This is a genomic window from Elizabethkingia occulta (assembly GCF_002023715.1).
Taxonomy (GTDB): Bacteria; Bacteroidota; Bacteroidia; order Flavobacteriales; family Weeksellaceae; genus Elizabethkingia; species Elizabethkingia occulta.
In genome coordinates this window covers 165,173-179,086 of record NZ_MAHX01000018.1, presented here as the reverse complement: position 1 = coordinate 179,086, position 13,914 = coordinate 165,173, and the positions used below count along the sequence as shown (strand labels likewise).

General features: G+C 34.3%; 15 protein-coding genes and 1 pseudogene. 3 read left to right on the top strand and 13 right to left on the bottom strand.

The features are described from left to right. Positions 1-22: 22 nt before the first annotated feature. The 3 genes and pseudogenes from BAZ10_RS14900 to BAZ10_RS14890 all read right to left on the bottom strand — a co-directional run bounded on the left by BAZ10_RS14900 (position 23) and on the right by BAZ10_RS14890 (position 3,868). Positions 23-1,369 (bottom strand): annotated as a pseudogene (locus BAZ10_RS14900) (TolC family protein). Between the two features lie 16 nt (positions 1,370-1,385). Continuing rightward, complete coding sequence (locus BAZ10_RS14895; RefSeq protein WP_078772699.1) at positions 1,386-1,988, bottom strand: TetR/AcrR family transcriptional regulator; 603 nt, start codon at positions 1,986-1,988, stop codon at positions 1,386-1,388. Positions 1,989-2,173: 185 nt separating this feature from the next. Beyond that, positions 2,174-3,868, bottom strand: a complete 1,695-nt coding sequence (locus BAZ10_RS14890) for an acyl-CoA synthetase (RefSeq protein WP_078772698.1) — start codon at positions 3,866-3,868, stop codon at positions 2,174-2,176. Positions 3,869-4,134: 266 nt separating this feature from the next. Here BAZ10_RS14890 and BAZ10_RS14885 point away from each other — a divergent pair, with 266 nt between their 5' ends. Together BAZ10_RS14885 and BAZ10_RS14880 are read left to right on the top strand one after the other, a co-directional pair. Then, a complete protein-coding gene (locus tag BAZ10_RS14885; protein WP_059323968.1) occupies positions 4,135-4,665 on the top strand; it encodes a hypothetical protein in 531 nt (176 codons plus the stop codon). A gap of 17 nt (positions 4,666-4,682) precedes the next feature. Next, positions 4,683-4,865 (top strand): hypothetical protein, encoded by a 183-nt coding sequence (locus BAZ10_RS14880; protein WP_059323969.1) that lies wholly within the window; start codon positions 4,683-4,685, stop codon positions 4,863-4,865. Between the two features lie 117 nt (positions 4,866-4,982). On the opposite strand, the gene BAZ10_RS14875 is transcribed toward BAZ10_RS14880, so the two are convergent. The 3 genes from BAZ10_RS14875 to BAZ10_RS14865 all read right to left on the bottom strand — a co-directional run bounded on the left by BAZ10_RS14875 (position 4,983) and on the right by BAZ10_RS14865 (position 6,707). Beyond that, entirely contained in the window at positions 4,983-5,525 is a 543-nt protein-coding gene (locus BAZ10_RS14875; RefSeq protein ID WP_236900601.1) for an HdeD family acid-resistance protein, read from the bottom strand. Between the two features lie 119 nt (positions 5,526-5,644). After that, the gene (locus BAZ10_RS14870) at positions 5,645-6,292 is read right to left on the bottom strand and encodes an NAD(P)-dependent oxidoreductase (protein ID WP_221407377.1); all 648 of its coding nucleotides are present in this window, start codon (positions 6,290-6,292) and stop codon (positions 5,645-5,647) included. A gap of 7 nt (positions 6,293-6,299) precedes the next feature. Further along, complete coding sequence (locus tag BAZ10_RS14865; RefSeq protein WP_078772697.1) at positions 6,300-6,707, bottom strand: Rrf2 family transcriptional regulator; 408 nt, start codon at positions 6,705-6,707, stop codon at positions 6,300-6,302. Positions 6,708-6,801: 94 nt separating this feature from the next. On the opposite strand from BAZ10_RS14865, the gene BAZ10_RS14860 reads away from it, so the two are divergent. Continuing rightward, positions 6,802-7,290, top strand: coding sequence for a nuclear transport factor 2 family protein (locus BAZ10_RS14860; RefSeq protein ID WP_078772696.1), 489 nt, complete (start codon positions 6,802-6,804; stop codon positions 7,288-7,290). Between the two features lie 89 nt (positions 7,291-7,379). On the opposite strand, the gene BAZ10_RS14855 is transcribed toward BAZ10_RS14860, so the two are convergent. The 7 genes from BAZ10_RS14855 to BAZ10_RS14820 form a co-directional block, all read right to left on the bottom strand. Then, positions 7,380-8,648: an erythromycin esterase family protein gene (locus BAZ10_RS14855; RefSeq protein ID WP_078772695.1), complete on the bottom strand. Its 1,269-nt coding sequence runs from the start codon at positions 8,646-8,648 to the stop codon at positions 7,380-7,382. Positions 8,649-8,714: 66 nt separating this feature from the next. Beyond that, the gene (locus tag BAZ10_RS14850; RefSeq protein ID WP_078772694.1) at positions 8,715-9,524 is read right to left on the bottom strand and encodes a helix-turn-helix domain-containing protein; all 810 of its coding nucleotides are present in this window, start codon (positions 9,522-9,524) and stop codon (positions 8,715-8,717) included. 521 nt (positions 9,525-10,045) lie between these two features. Further along, entirely contained in the window at positions 10,046-10,804 is a 759-nt protein-coding gene (locus tag BAZ10_RS14840) for a class I SAM-dependent methyltransferase (protein WP_078772692.1), read from the bottom strand. 221 nt (positions 10,805-11,025) lie between these two features. Further along, positions 11,026-11,529 (bottom strand): DUF2071 domain-containing protein, encoded by a 504-nt coding sequence (locus BAZ10_RS14835; protein ID WP_317043653.1) that lies wholly within the window; start codon positions 11,527-11,529, stop codon positions 11,026-11,028. Continuing rightward, complete coding sequence (locus BAZ10_RS14830) at positions 11,526-11,927, bottom strand: DoxX-like family protein (RefSeq protein WP_078772691.1); 402 nt, start codon at positions 11,925-11,927, stop codon at positions 11,526-11,528. The genes BAZ10_RS14835 and BAZ10_RS14830 overlap by 4 nt, the downstream gene beginning before the upstream one ends. A gap of 39 nt (positions 11,928-11,966) precedes the next feature. Next, on the bottom strand, positions 11,967-12,623 hold the full coding sequence (locus tag BAZ10_RS14825; protein WP_078772690.1) for a hypothetical protein: 657 nt from the start codon (positions 12,621-12,623) through the stop codon (positions 11,967-11,969). A gap of 213 nt (positions 12,624-12,836) precedes the next feature. Further along, positions 12,837-13,883, bottom strand: coding sequence for an ABC transporter substrate-binding protein (locus tag BAZ10_RS14820; RefSeq protein ID WP_078772689.1), 1,047 nt, complete (start codon positions 13,881-13,883; stop codon positions 12,837-12,839). Positions 13,884-13,914: the final 31 nt, after the last annotated feature.

The following is a 13,914-nucleotide window of genomic DNA, read 5'->3' as shown; positions in this document are numbered from 1 at the left end:
TTTAGTATAATTTAATAGTTTATTATTTTGTTAAGTTTAAAAGTTCACCCTGAGCTTTATAAAGTTGTATTTCGGCAACTTTGTAATCGTAAAGTGAATTTGAATAATTGTTTTTTGCCTGTACTAAAGCATTTTCAGCATCTAATAACTCCGTTAAAGTAGCCAGACCATATTGATAATTGCTACGGGTATTGTCCAGTACTGTCTGTGCAAGCTCCATGTTAGCTGTCTGGTTTTTAATAGCATCCAGACTATTTTCCATTTGCGCTTTAGCATTACGATAATCCAGACTCATACTAAGTTTGGTGTCTTTTAGATCTTGCTCAAGTGTTTCTAACTGAATTTTTGCCTGATCTACTTTTGATTTGGTAAGGAACCCGTTGAAAATAGGAATGTTAAGTGATAAACCTACTGATGCATAATCTGACCAGTAAACTCCCTGACTTTTACCTTGGCCAATCGGGAATTTAGGACCAAAACCCTGCCAAGCATAATTTCCTATTAAAGAAAGAGTTGGGTAGTAAGCAGCCTGAGTTGCTTTTACATTATACTGAAGTAGTTGCTTTTTCTTTTCTAAAACTTTTACCTCAGTTCTGTTATCTGTATTTATCTGATCTGTAAGCAACTGCGGATTAATTTGTACATCCTCTTTAACCAGTGAAATTGGCTCTTCAATAGGCATGCCCATATAGAACTTAAGGGCATTTTCCTGAAGTGTTACAGCATTTTTCAGCTGAGAACGATTAGTCTCCAGGTTAGTAAGGTTTACATTGGTACGGTCCAAATCTACTTTTTTAGCCAAACCGTTTTCAAAAAGACTTTTGATAATGTTTCTTGCCTTCAGTGTACTTTCGTAGCTGCTTTGTACAGCTTCAAGTTTTTACTGCTGAGAGAATATTTGGTAGTACGCTGTAGAAACTTTTTCTATTACCTGTTCTTCTGTCAGTTGTTTGTTGATCTGATAAAACTCTTTTGTTGTCTTAGCAGCCTTTAAGCCAATAAATACCTGTTGATTGAAAAGTGCTTGTTGAAGGCTCACTCCGATATTTGAATTCCATTTTTGTCCGAATGGAACCATTACAACAGTTCCGGGCTGGCCTATAAGATCACCTGGTAATGGTGTTTTTTGAAGAATAGGATTGTAGTTCAATGCTCCGGTTCCTGTAAGAGTAGGTAGTGCACCGGCTTTGGCTTCAGCAATCTGATATTCCGAATTGCGGACATTTAACTGTGCTTTTATGGCATCCGCCTTATTTTGTAATGCGTACTGTATGGCATTTTTAAGGCTTACTGTCTGCTGTGCATTGGCCTGAAAAGCGCCCAGCATAAGTAAGAATGCGGCAATACGTACATTATTTTTTCTGTTCATATTTTAGTTTATTATCTTAATTAATAAATATTGTATCCAGTATTACTTGCTTTCTTTCCTTAAGAATCTGTTCGAAATCACTGTCACTTAGTTTGAAGGATTCCTGTAGCAGAGGTCTCATACAGGTAGGGAATGATACCAAAGAAGCAATATTCAGCATGAACTGAATCGTTGATATTGGTTTTATAGTTCCTTTTTCTATTTCTGCTTTTAGCTCTTTCTCCAGAACTTTTGTAATGGATTCTACATGCTCTTCATCTTTAATGTGTGCACACTTATCAGATGATAATTGTGTTACAATATAAATTTCCAGAAAAGGATATTTCAGGGCAGATGCCAATTCGTCATCCAGCCAACGGCTTAATTTATCCTTGAAAGGAAGTTCTGAAAGCAAAATTGCATTATGGTTTTGATGCATTTGCTCTGTAGCTTCTTCGAATACAACCTTGAAAAGATTGTCCTGTGATCTAAAATAATAATTGATAGAAGTTCTGTTAACTCCCGCAGCATCTGCAATTTCCTGAGTTGTAGCTTTGAAATGGCCTTCCCCGAAAAACAGTTGCATGGCAGTTTTTTTGATTAATTCTTCTGTGTCTTCTTTTTTTGATTCAGTTGACATTATAGTTTGACATTTTCGTCAACAAATGTACTTCGAATTTTTTGTTTAACAAAATTGTCAAATTCTTTTTTTATAAAATTAGTGTTAAATTTTTGTGAATAATGTCATAAAAATACTCCTTATGGAGTATAAGGAGTATTATTGATTACTATTTTGAAGGTAAAAGGTATCTTGTTAAAAGGCCGCTATTTTTTCTGATAATTGTATTCGTCAGAAGAGGTAATTCCTTTTGCTTTGTTTTCTGATTCTCTGGCCCTTAGTTCCACGCGCCTGATTTTTCCGCTGATGGTTTTTGGCAGTTCCTGTACGAATTCTATGATACGAGGAATTTTGTAGGGTGCAAGATGTTCTCTCGAAAAACTGAATAACTGTTCGGCCAATTCTTCTGATGCCTGAATACCAGTTTGTAATATGATGAAAGCTTTAACTTCAAAACCCTTAACTGGGTGGGGCGAACCAACAACTGCACTTTCCAGAACTGCTTCATGTTCTATAAGAACACTTTCAACCTCAAATGGTCCGATCCGGTAATCAGAAGCTTTAATCACATCATCGTCCCTGCCTATAAACCAGATATAGCCGTCTTCATCCTTATAAGCCTTGTCTCCTGTATAGTAAAGTCCATGTTTGAATACTTGTTCTTCTTTGTCTTTAGCATATAGATAGCCTTTGAAAACACCATTCATATCGCCTTTGTTCATCTTTATACAAATATTGCCTTCTTCATTTAGTGGTTGTTCTTTTCCGTTTTCGTCAGCAATAACCACATCATATTGAAAGGTAGGTTTTCCCATGGATCCGAATTTTATGATATTTCCGGGAAGATTGCCTACAATACAGCTTGTTTCGGTCTGGCCAAAACCATCCCTGATAACTATACCGGTACCGGATTTCCATTGCTCGATAATCTCCGGATTCAGAGGCTCGCCTGCGGCTACGCACTGCCGGAGGCTAAAGTGATAGGATTCCAAATCTTCATTGATTAATAAACGGAGGACAGTAGGAGGAGCACAAAGTGTGGTAATCTTATGTTTTTGTATTTGCTCCAATGTTTTGATAGCATTAAAACGTTCGTTGGTATGAAATGCAAAAATAGTGGAACCTATGTTCCATGGTGCAAAAAAGCTGCTCCATGAAAATTTTGCCCATCCGGGCTGCGAAATGTTGTAATGAATGTCACTTTCTTTCAATCCAATCCATGATGCAGTAGTGAGATGCCCGAAGGGTTGGCTTAGCTGCGAGTGACATACAATTTTGGGTAATCCTGTAGTTCCGGAGGTGAAGAACATAAATAATGTATCATCCGGAGATGTACTTGCAGCCTCAGCTTCGGTGTTTTCGCGAGCAATATCTTCGAGAGAGTACCAGCCTTCGCGATTGCCGTCGACCAGAATTTTCACCTTTATATTTTTACCGATCAATTTCTCGGCTTCATCGGTTTTGTAGGCATTATCCTGATTAGCGAAAACTACAACAGGTAATGTTTTTTCAAAACGGTAAGCAATATCTTTTGATCCCAGTATCCCAGCTGCAGGAATCAGCTGCAACCCTCCCTTAATTACTGCAAGAATAGTTGTCCAGTTGATTGGTTCCAGCATCATTTGAGTCAGGACAACATCATGTTGCTGAACACCTTTGTTCCGCAAAAAGTTTAATATTTGATTACATTCATTACTCAGTGCTCGGAAACTGTATTCCTTTGTATCAATGCCATCTGTCCATAGTAATGCTGTTTTTTCCGGTCTTTCCTGTAAATGTATACCTTCAAAAATTTCTTTTACCCAGTTAAAGGTTTCCGGTTTATTGTATTTGATTTCGCTTAGTGCAGTGAAATTTTCTTCTTCAATAAATTTTTTGACTTTTAAAAAGATCTCCTTCATATTGTTAATTGGTTTGGTTTTTCAATGTTTTAATTTAAGAATTTAAAATAAATACTCATGCCAAATCAGTCAGATAATGTTTGCTGTAGAATTAGCGGAATGTGGGTGTAAATTGTAAATGACGGATCAAACACAAGATTTTGTTTTATATTTGCCAACTTATATCAAAGTTTTGTGAATTTTTATTTAACTTTTAAAGAAGGTTTAATATTTTAGAAACAGAATTTTATTGTATAGAATAACACCAAATTAAATTTATATTCAAAATGAAAACTATTAAAACAAAAGTAATTCCACTAGCCATTGTCGTATTTATACTTCTCGTTGTATTTTATAACAACAAAAGTGTAAAACTATCCAAAGAAATAGAAAATAGTTACACATACGACGGACAAGTGATAGAGTTGGAAGGGAAATTTAAAGCACCATTTTTAACCAGAACCGGGAATACTATTTCTATGGAATTTGAAGTCTTTAATGACTTTTACATCATCCAAACAAAGAATAAAGTTATCACCGGAATACGTATGAATTATGGAGAAGGAAAGAATACAGTATTGATTAATGCAGGTAGCGATAATAAATTCGAACAATCGGATGTTGTTATCTTCGATAAAGATGGGAATAAGCTAAAAACATCTGACAAAGTAAAGATTACAGGACGCATTGTCTATCCTCATAAGGGAGTGAAAAAAGAGTCATTGGTAAAGGACTATAAAACAGGTAAAGAAACGATGAGAGATGAAGGACAGGATTATAGCTATGAAATAACTGATATAACAGTCCAAAAAGATTAGATCCGTAAAAGTGTAATATGAGCGTTAATTATTTGATACTAATGTTTACCGGGCTGTATTTAGCAGGAACATTTTTTTATTATAAATATGCCGTAAAGAAGGGGATAGAGTTCAGGTACAAGCCTATTACTTTATTAGTTGTAGCGGTTCTTTTTCTGGTTGCCTTATATGGTATTATCGTTGGAAAACAGTTTATTTAGACGTTTTTAATTAATAAATGAATTAGAAATATTTCTAAAAAGGCTAAATCTATAAGCTATAAAATAAAATGAGACAACCTCTTGAAGTTGTCTCATTTTTTATTTCAAAAAGAGTAGTTATCTTTTTAGTTTTTTAATCATAAAGGCAAATAAAATTTGTACAATTCCTACAAGAATAAAAGCCAATGCTGTATAGATGATAATGCTTAGGCCACCAAATGCAGGATTAACAATCATAATGATGGCGAAAATAACGCCTATTATTCCAAAGATCAAAGGACTTGCCCATGATTTGGACTGAAGTTCCCTGAGGTTGAGTGCAAAACCTATACTCATAAAGGAACGGAACAAAATAATAAAACCTACGTATAATGCCAGTACAGTAGCAGACAGTAGGGGAGACGAGATCATAATGATACCGAATAATAAATCGATAAGTCCACCGGCAAGAGACCAGCCCCAGTTGCGGAGATGGGTATTGCTTAATGCATGAATAATTTCGAACAGTCCGCTAATCAGGAAAGTTACAGCGAAAAATATTGAAAGCGTAAGATAAGATTCCATTGGAGTTTTGAAGATCCAGATTCCTACAACGATAAAAAGGATACCCGTGATAAGAGGAAGAAACCAAAGTCTGCCGGGATTGTTGTAATTGTCCATAGTCATATAAATTTAATTTAGATTAATTGTTTGTGCTTTTGAAGCCTTAATTTAGGAATAATAAATAAAAAATCCTCAAATAATTGAGGATTTTTTATTTATTCTGAATCGAAAAGTGCTTAGTAAGCAGCTGTAAATCTTTCTTTGATATGCTTAGGATTTTCTGCTTCGTCTACCAGAACTACAGCAGTATCTGCTACAGACAGGTAAGAGTTTCCATCAGCATCGAATACCGGAGTATCCAGACCTGTTCTATACTTTCCGGTTCTTTCTCCTGGGTTTCCTGGGTTCATAGCCAGCGCAGGGCTAAAGAATGTCCAGTCCAGATCTTGCTCGTTACGGATGATATCCAGATAGTCGCTGGCAGCTTTTGCTCCAGGCTTGTATGCATCCGGGAAGTCTGGTCCGTCAACTACTTTTTTACCATCGATTAATAAACTACCAGCTCCTCCTACAATAATTAATCTTTTAACACCAGCGTCTTTTACTGCCTGTTGGATACTTTCGGATCCTGCTAAAAAATCATTGTAAAGATTTGGGTTTGTCCATCCTGCGTTGTACGAGGAGATTACAACATCATTACCTTTTAGTGCTTCTGCCAGTTGCGCTGTATTTGTTACATCTGCAGTTACAGATTTTACATTTTCAGGAAGCTGGTTTTCATTTGTGTTTCTGGAAATCGCTGTTACTTCGTGATTTCTGTTTGCTAATTCGCTTACGATATGTGAGCCAACAAAACCTGTGGCTCCGATTACTGCTACTTTCATCATGTTTTTATTTAAATTGTTTACTGTAATTTTCTAATGTGTATTGCCCTAAAACTTCTTCAGTCTTTTTGTTAATTTCCTCGTAGAGATCTGTCAAATGTTCGTTGATTTGTCTTCCTACGGGACAAGCCGGATTTGGGGAATTTAGTTTTCCTTTCTGATCCTCGCTTACACTGCGGTATATTGCAGCAAGTGTAATGTTTCCTGCATCCGTTGCTAGTTTAGCACCGCCGCCTTTACCTTCTTTGCTCTGTATGTAACCAAGAGCTTTCAGGTTCTTTATTTCTTTTCTTACAACAACAGGGTTTACATTTATACTTCCTGCTATATATTCAGAACTCATCCATACTTCAGGATTTTTTTCCAGAAGGATAAGAATATGAATAGCTGTTGCAAATCTTAAATTGTTAAGCATTTTTATTATAATGATGATGCAAAGGTAATAAAATATTTTAAACTGTAATATTTTTTGTTACAGAATATTTTTATACATTTGAAAAAAAAATAAAATGAGTACAAAAAGTTTAATTATTGGAATAGCAGCAATGGGAGTGGTAGCACTTGCTAGTTGTAGTAAAAAGGAAACTATTGCCACTAAAGAGGTTATTACAAACGATTCAAAAGATCAGGCGGCAGCTAATAAGCAGCTGGTATTGGATTTTTATCAAAAGATGTTTGGAGATAAAGATCTGTCGGCAGTAGATCAGTATATAGCACCTGAGTATATCCAGCATAATCCTACTGTGGCAGATGGTGCAAAAGCATTTAAAGAAGCTGCTGCAAAATGGTTTGAAGGAGCTCCTAAAACTAAGATAGATGTACAGCATATTGCTGCAGAAGGAGATTTGGTTTTTATACACCTGAAAAATAAAAATGAGGACGGAAGTCTGAAATCGACTATTGATATTTTCAGAATTAAAGACGGTAAAATTGTGGAACACTGGGATGCTCAGGAAGACGTTCCAAAAGAAGCAGCAAATGCGCATCCGATGTTTTAGCAGATAAATATTTTTGATATCTGGTAGAAAATAAAGGAGCCGAATCTTAAAGATTCAGCTCCTTCTTTGTTAATTATAGTTTTACGATATTAGTTTAAATGTTCAGAGGCATTTGTTTTTTTAAGGAAAATAATGCCGTCGAAGTAATTACTCAGATTATTGATTTTCCGGGTATATATATTTTTCTCAAACTTTACCGGATCCATATAAAAGTATCCCCATAGAGCTAAAGAGAAATTTCCTTTCGGATTTCCATTGTTACCTCTAAGGTTCAGGTAAAAATTCTCATTTTTAAATTCTGAAAAATAATTTTGCCAGCTGTCTTTTAATGGGGCAGGAAGTGGATATGCCTGGTATTTGTTATCATTAGTATCTGTATTATCCAAAGTTGCACTATAAGTACCGAACGCTGTTAATGTAGCCAATGAATAGTATTTTTCACCAAACTGCTTTTTGAGATAGCCGCCCATACCTAGATCATCAGAGAAAGGGAAAGTAAAAGCTATATGTCCATTATGAGCTATAACTATAACTTTCTTATTATTATAAAGCTGATGGGTTTTTGTAACCATTTCCGCCATCATCTGATCTCTTGAAATATCATAATTTTGCTTGCTCGCTTCGTACATCACTTTAAAGCCTAATTTGATGTTTTGCAATGCCAGTTTAGCTTCAGTAGAGAGGCTAATATTATCTTTTTTTGCCGTTTCTTCAATATTACGGGCCAATTCGTAGGCTTGTGTACCATTTTTTATAACTGCGGGCATATCGACACGGAAGTTTTTATCATTTCGCTTGCTCCACATATCATCCTGATATTTTGCTTTAGCCAGCAAATCAATTATTTGTACTTTTAGCGTGCTATTATCTTTAAATTCATTTTCAAGGATTCTAACCGAATTGGATACAAAGTTAAAATCTACTCCGGTAAGCAAAATCTGATTTTTATTCTTCTTATTGTAATGTCTTACCCATAATAAGAATTCTTCAATTTCTTTAGTCTGCCATATAGAAAGGAGATATTGTTTCATGGCAGTTTTAATGTCGGTATCAGAGTTAACAGCTTTATTAAGATAGAACATATCTCCATATGGTGATTCAAAGCATATGATACTGAAATGTTGTTTTGTGATCAGATTTTTAGAGATTGCAGCCCTTATTTCATTGAATTCTTTGGTTCCGTGTGTTCCCTCTCCAAGACCTATAATGGTATTATTCCCAATTTCTTTTGCAATTGGTGCTGCTATTTTCAGGTAATCTTTGGCTAAATTTAGTTCTGTTGTTTTTATAGCATTATCCTGTGCTTCTACAGAAACCAGTCCGGTTATAAGTGATAGTGCTAAAAATATCTTTTTCATGTTGTCTTATAATAGTGTTGGGCAAAAATAAAATGCGCCGGACTATTATAATTGTACAAATGGAAACTATTCTTCAAACAGCCAGATATTTTCTTTAGAGATGTCGACATTATTGAAAAATGATCCCGGGTTTACTTTGGTGAGTTCTTTAAAATTCCGGATAAAATGGGACTGGTCATAAAAATCAGCGTTCAAAGATAATTCGATAAGATTGGTATTTTTATTCTTCTGGCTAATTGAATTTCTGAACTTATTAACTTTTCGAAATTCGGAAGGGGATTTTCCTACATATTTCTGGAACATTTTATTAAAATATTGTCTCGAAATCTGATTTTTTTCTGCAATTTCTTCTATACTCAATGTGGAATTGATATCTGAAAGCCAACTTTCAACAGGCGTAAGATCTTTTTGAATTAACTTTGAAATCCAATACTTTTCCAGAAGCTCCAACTGGATATTTCTTTCCTTGGTGAGCAGTATTTTTGTCATTTCAGCTTCATAATCACTAAAAGGATTGAAGTAGCTGAAATCATTTTCAAACAGAGAAGATATATCGTCTATAAAATAGTTGAGACCTGCAGGTTTAAAGTAGATTGTAATTTCGTCTACTATCGCATTGACTTTAATTTCTATCGGTGTAATATATTTTTTTACAAGGGTAGAGGTAAACTTGTTCTCTGAAGAAGAAACTGTGATTTTACCTTTTTCTAATTTTACATCTGAATTCAGATAAGCGGAAACAATGTTGTAATTGTTTGGAAAGGTCTGATAACTAAAAGAATTTTCAATCTCCTGTTTGGAAATAAAATAAAATCCCTCAATGTATTTGTTCAGGATATTATGGTCTGGTTTATAGAATTCTGTTCTTATCTTCATATACTACTGCAAATGTTCAAAATATGTATAACACCTTTTTGATGAGTTGTAAAAATACAAATATAAAAATGGATAAGAGTATTAATTTGTAGTTTACTGAATGGCTGTTAGAACAATATGTCTTATAGTCTTTTAGTCAGGATTATTGGAGACCAACGGCTAAGAAGATATAGCTAAGATAAATCCATAGTAAGGAAAAGACAATATGGATGATCGTTTCAAATTTTTTCCCTTTCCATAACACGGGTGAATAAACAAAAAATTGGAAAATTAAACGAACTGCCCAAAATATTCCAAATCCCAGACTAATTGTTTTCCCTAAAGGAGTAGTAATTAATTCTTTTGTATTTGTGAGGCATAATATACCCATTAATAGGACAGTGAGAGCAATGAAGAATGTATGGACAAACATCATTTGCCGATTTATTAAGCTCAGTGACTGAAGTTCTTTTTTCCAGTGGAAGTATTTAGGAAATATTATATGGACTAATGCTAAAAAGATCAAAATACTTCCAATTATCTTATAATGAGTTTCCATTGACTTCTAGTATAAATGTAGTTATAAATGGTGTTGACTTTTGTTCTTCTTTTACAATAAATCCAGCTTTTTCGAAGGTGTGTAACCAGGTTTTCCGGGAATGAAAATGCATAAATCCTATATTATATGCCCAAAAATTATTTAGATCACGGAGATGTTCTGTTATGAAAATCCGACCATGAGGCTTTAGAATACGATGAAGTTGTTTGAAAAATAATATTCTCTCCTGTTCATCTCTTATTTCGTGAGCAGCAAGGATGGCAAATATCTGGTCGAAAATTTCATCCCGAAATGGTAAATGATTTGTTTCTGCAGAAATAGTTCCGGGATAAGGTGGATAGGCTTCTCTGGCTCTTTTTATAGAAACTTCAGTATGTAGTCTGGGATTGTAAAAATCACAAATACTCAATTCAGAGTCTGGACATTTTTGTTTGATTAATTCACTTGTTTCATCAAAGCCAGCATTAATATTTAGCAGACTTTGTTTTTGTTTATCTGTTTGTATCCAACGAAGCTTATAAAGACCTGACAAATCATAAATATAATATGATAAAGCTAAAGATATCATAACAGAAGCTGTGGCGAGAATAATCATTATGTTTATAATAGTCTGTAAGTCAGAGGGCAGAAAGCTACCAATAATCAACAAACAGACGAGCACAACAAATGCTACTACATAGAAATGCCAGTTGAACCGGATAATATTCATTACTCCCTGAAAAGGTTTTCTATTTATTTCCATCTCTCTAACACTCCTTTTTTCCAATAGTAAGGGATATTCTTTATTTCAAAAGCATTAGCCAGAACCAAACCTTTCAACTGGAGCGAATCCAGAAAACCAAAATGATAATCCTGAATCTGTATAGGTTCCGGTGTCCAGTTCTGTCGGACTCCTTCTATAACAAGTACACTCTTGTCTTCGTTATTATACGTAAAAGTAAAGGGGAGTGGCCCAGCAAACCGTCAGGCTTCTTTCCAATCATTAAACGGAGAGGTTTCGGGCAAAAGAATGTTTTGATTATTCTTGTTTATAGCCAATGTGAAGTTTGATTTACGGGATTGTATTGATCTTATTTCACTGTTTTCGGACTGGGTAATATCTGTAGTTGTATAATTATAATGGGTAAATATATTGCCGAAAAACTCCATTTTCCGTTTGTTGGTTTCAGATTTTATGATGTATAATCCACGAAGTCTTTTGCCTTTCTCATTAGTAAAGCGAACAAATATTCTGTAACCGATAAGAAAGAAATCATTGCCCATAAATTTTGGAAAGCCTTTAGGGCGAAGTCCGGAAGTTTGTACCATGGCAACGGCAACAAATGCCCATTTATCCTGAAAAGTATCCAGCTCCAAACATTCCGGAATTAGATCCCGCAACTGTTCTTTGGGCACAGCAAAAGTCAATACTACAGAACTTTTTAAAAAAGCTTCTACAGCAAAAGGATGATCTTTCAGGAATTTCATGGTATCGAATGTTTTAGCTTTTTGGATAAAATGAATTCATTATAGAAAATAAGAGCACAAAACATTACGGCAAAAATTATGTTCATTTTTCCCCAAAGAAGTAAATTGGGAATAATAGTGAATTCCAATATATTCATCATCACAATTACCAAGATCTGGAGAATAGCATTTAATTTAGATTTCCAATCCGATATAATCCATATAGCCATTAGTATTTCTGCAAAGCCTATGCACAAAGTGATTGGCTTTGCATATTCCCGTCCCAGAATTTGGGCTACAATTTCCTGGTGCCGGGGAACAAGTCCCAGAACTTTGCAAAATAATCCATTTACCAGCCATACGACTGCAATGGTGTAAGTTAAAGCTTTATGTATAAATTGTTTATTTAGATTAGTCATCTTGATGTTTCAATCAAACAAGCAATTTCTTGAAATTAATTAAAGAATGTTATTTGTATTATTGTTATTCATATCTCTTATGATATTTTCAATAGTTTCTCTTATTGCTGCAGACATCATAAGTCTTGTTGCTGTTTTTCTACTAACAAAACTCGATTTACTCAGAGGAGCATTTTTATCTCCATCTTGAATATCGGTACAATAAATTTTTTCGGTTCCATTATGCTTTACTTTTATTTGACATAGTCCATGAACGTCAATGTTTCCGAATCCAATTAGTCTTGTATCTAAGGCCATTAAACTAATTTCATATTCTTCAGGGGCATCTTTATCAATAATAATCCCAGAATCAGTAAATAATTTATTAATGTATTCGCTTACTTTTACAATTCCTTGCTCATTTTTGAATTCTGATGAATTTGTCAAAGAAATATTTGAACAGTCAACTTTTTTTAGATCTGAAGGAGTTCTACTATCAGATAGTAAAACCTTAATTTTCTTATTATTAAAATTGTATTTTTCAATTGTTTCATAAATTGGAAACTTCTTACCAGGTAAAAATCCATGTTCTGGCATTAGTGAGCCTGAAGCAGCATATAACACTCCTCCAAGAGCACCACCTTGATAATAGACAATTTGAGAAAATGATTCACAATAGGTCGTGAAAAGGATAAAAAATAAAAGAATTTTTTTCATCTAGATTTGCATTTAATTGCATCCAAGATAAATAACTTTTATATTATTTTGTGATAAAATAGCAAAAATTTTGAGCATGTTTGCTATTTTGTTGATTGTATATGAGGCTTTATATAGATTGATATAGTTAGATTATTGTAAATATTTTTTTGATCGAAATAATAATATTTAAATTTCGATAATTAGTTAATAAAGAGAAAACTTTATTGCTTTTTATTTGAGTTCCTTCATATACACCATAGCTGTATCTTTCAACAGGTTTGGGTGGAAGATGTTCACATAATCATGAAGTACTTTGTCGGCACGAACTACACCAGAAGCAAAATAATCATTGGATTTACCTTTTACACTGCCATAAAGGCTGTAAACTTTTCCATTTTTAAAAGGGTAAAGTTTTGCATATACCGGATTAAAGGCCAATAACTCGCTTTTCTTTTTATATTCTCCAACATTTACCCAATAAGTAGCTTTGGTAGATTTTGCGAAAACCTCTTCAAAGCTTAACGGAACTGAGTTTTCATTAGGTAAAGACTGCCACGGATAGCTGGCATTGGCATCTTTAAAGTATTGCGCTGCAAAGCTATTTCCACCCGGAACGAACCACTGATTTCCATACATCTCATTACAGATAACCTCTGGTTTGTCTTTTGCCTGAGAAGCCTGAAGTTTCAGTTGATTGTAATTCTTTTCGATAAGGTTGTATAGAGAATCTGATTTTTTCTCAATGCCAAATAGCTTTCCGTATAGTTTCAGATAGGCACTCTTTTCCAAAGGCTTTTGTTCCATGTATTCGTCAAGGAAGATGATCTTAATGCCATTTTTCTTCAGTAGCTCATAAGTGTTTTCAAATGAAGCTATGTAGTTGGTGAAAACAGCATCAGGTTTTAAAGCCAGTATTTTTTCTATATCATATTTTTGTTCAGATCCTACATTCTGGATTTTTCCGGCCTTAATAAGCTGCTGAATTTTCTCTGAGAATATATATTCAGGATTGGATACCCCGACAATTTTATCCTCTAATCCAAGTTCGGTCATGTATCCGATAAGCGTCGAATTCAGGAAGATTACTTTTTTTAACGGAAAAACTGATTTTTTTAGCTCAATATCGAATTTTCCTGAGGTAATTCGGAAGTTATCTTTATCTTCTTTAAAATGAAGTCGTTGAGAAATCTGAGTGTCTTCTTTTGGAAAACTCTGCTCTGTTTTTTTGCAGGAAAACAGAAAAAATAGGAGACCTGATGACAAAAAAAGTGCTTTCATTCTTCAAAGAAAGAAAAAAAGTACTATATTT

Excerpts from the sequence above, each read along its gene's own strand:
- BAZ10_RS14825 (WP_078772690.1), bottom strand. The coding sequence starts at position 12,623 with ATGAAAAAAATTCTTTTATTTTTTATCCTTTTCACGACCTATTGTGAA.
- BAZ10_RS14870 (WP_221407377.1), bottom strand. The coding sequence starts at position 6,292 with ATGAAAGTAGCAGTAATCGGAGCCACAGGTTTTGTTGGCTCACATATC.
- BAZ10_RS14840 (WP_078772692.1), bottom strand. The coding sequence starts at position 10,804 with ATGGAAATAAATAGAAAACCTTTTCAGGGAGTAATGAATATTATCCGG.
- BAZ10_RS14880 (WP_059323969.1), top strand. The coding sequence starts at position 4,683 with ATGAGCGTTAATTATTTGATACTAATGTTTACCGGGCTGTATTTAGCA.
- BAZ10_RS14885 (WP_059323968.1), top strand. The coding sequence starts at position 4,135 with ATGAAAACTATTAAAACAAAAGTAATTCCACTAGCCATTGTCGTATTT.
- BAZ10_RS14850 (WP_078772694.1), bottom strand. The coding sequence starts at position 9,524 with ATGAAGATAAGAACAGAATTCTATAAACCAGACCATAATATCCTGAAC.
- BAZ10_RS14830 (WP_078772691.1), bottom strand. The coding sequence starts at position 11,927 with ATGACTAATCTAAATAAACAATTTATACATAAAGCTTTAACTTACACC.
- BAZ10_RS14875 (WP_236900601.1), bottom strand. The coding sequence starts at position 5,525 with ATGGACAATTACAACAATCCCGGCAGACTTTGGTTTCTTCCTCTTATC.
- BAZ10_RS14855 (WP_078772695.1), bottom strand. The coding sequence starts at position 8,648 with ATGAAAAAGATATTTTTAGCACTATCACTTATAACCGGACTGGTTTCT.
- BAZ10_RS14860 (WP_078772696.1), top strand. The coding sequence starts at position 6,802 with ATGAGTACAAAAAGTTTAATTATTGGAATAGCAGCAATGGGAGTGGTA.
- BAZ10_RS14890 (WP_078772698.1), bottom strand. The coding sequence starts at position 3,868 with ATGAAGGAGATCTTTTTAAAAGTCAAAAAATTTATTGAAGAAGAAAAT.
- BAZ10_RS14895 (WP_078772699.1), bottom strand. The coding sequence starts at position 1,988 with ATGTCAACTGAATCAAAAAAAGAAGACACAGAAGAATTAATCAAAAAA.
- BAZ10_RS14865 (WP_078772697.1), bottom strand. The coding sequence starts at position 6,707 with ATGCTTAACAATTTAAGATTTGCAACAGCTATTCATATTCTTATCCTT.
- BAZ10_RS14835 (WP_317043653.1), bottom strand. The coding sequence starts at position 11,529 with ATGAAATTCCTGAAAGATCATCCTTTTGCTGTAGAAGCTTTTTTAAAA.
- BAZ10_RS14820 (WP_078772689.1), bottom strand. The coding sequence starts at position 13,883 with ATGAAAGCACTTTTTTTGTCATCAGGTCTCCTATTTTTTCTGTTTTCC.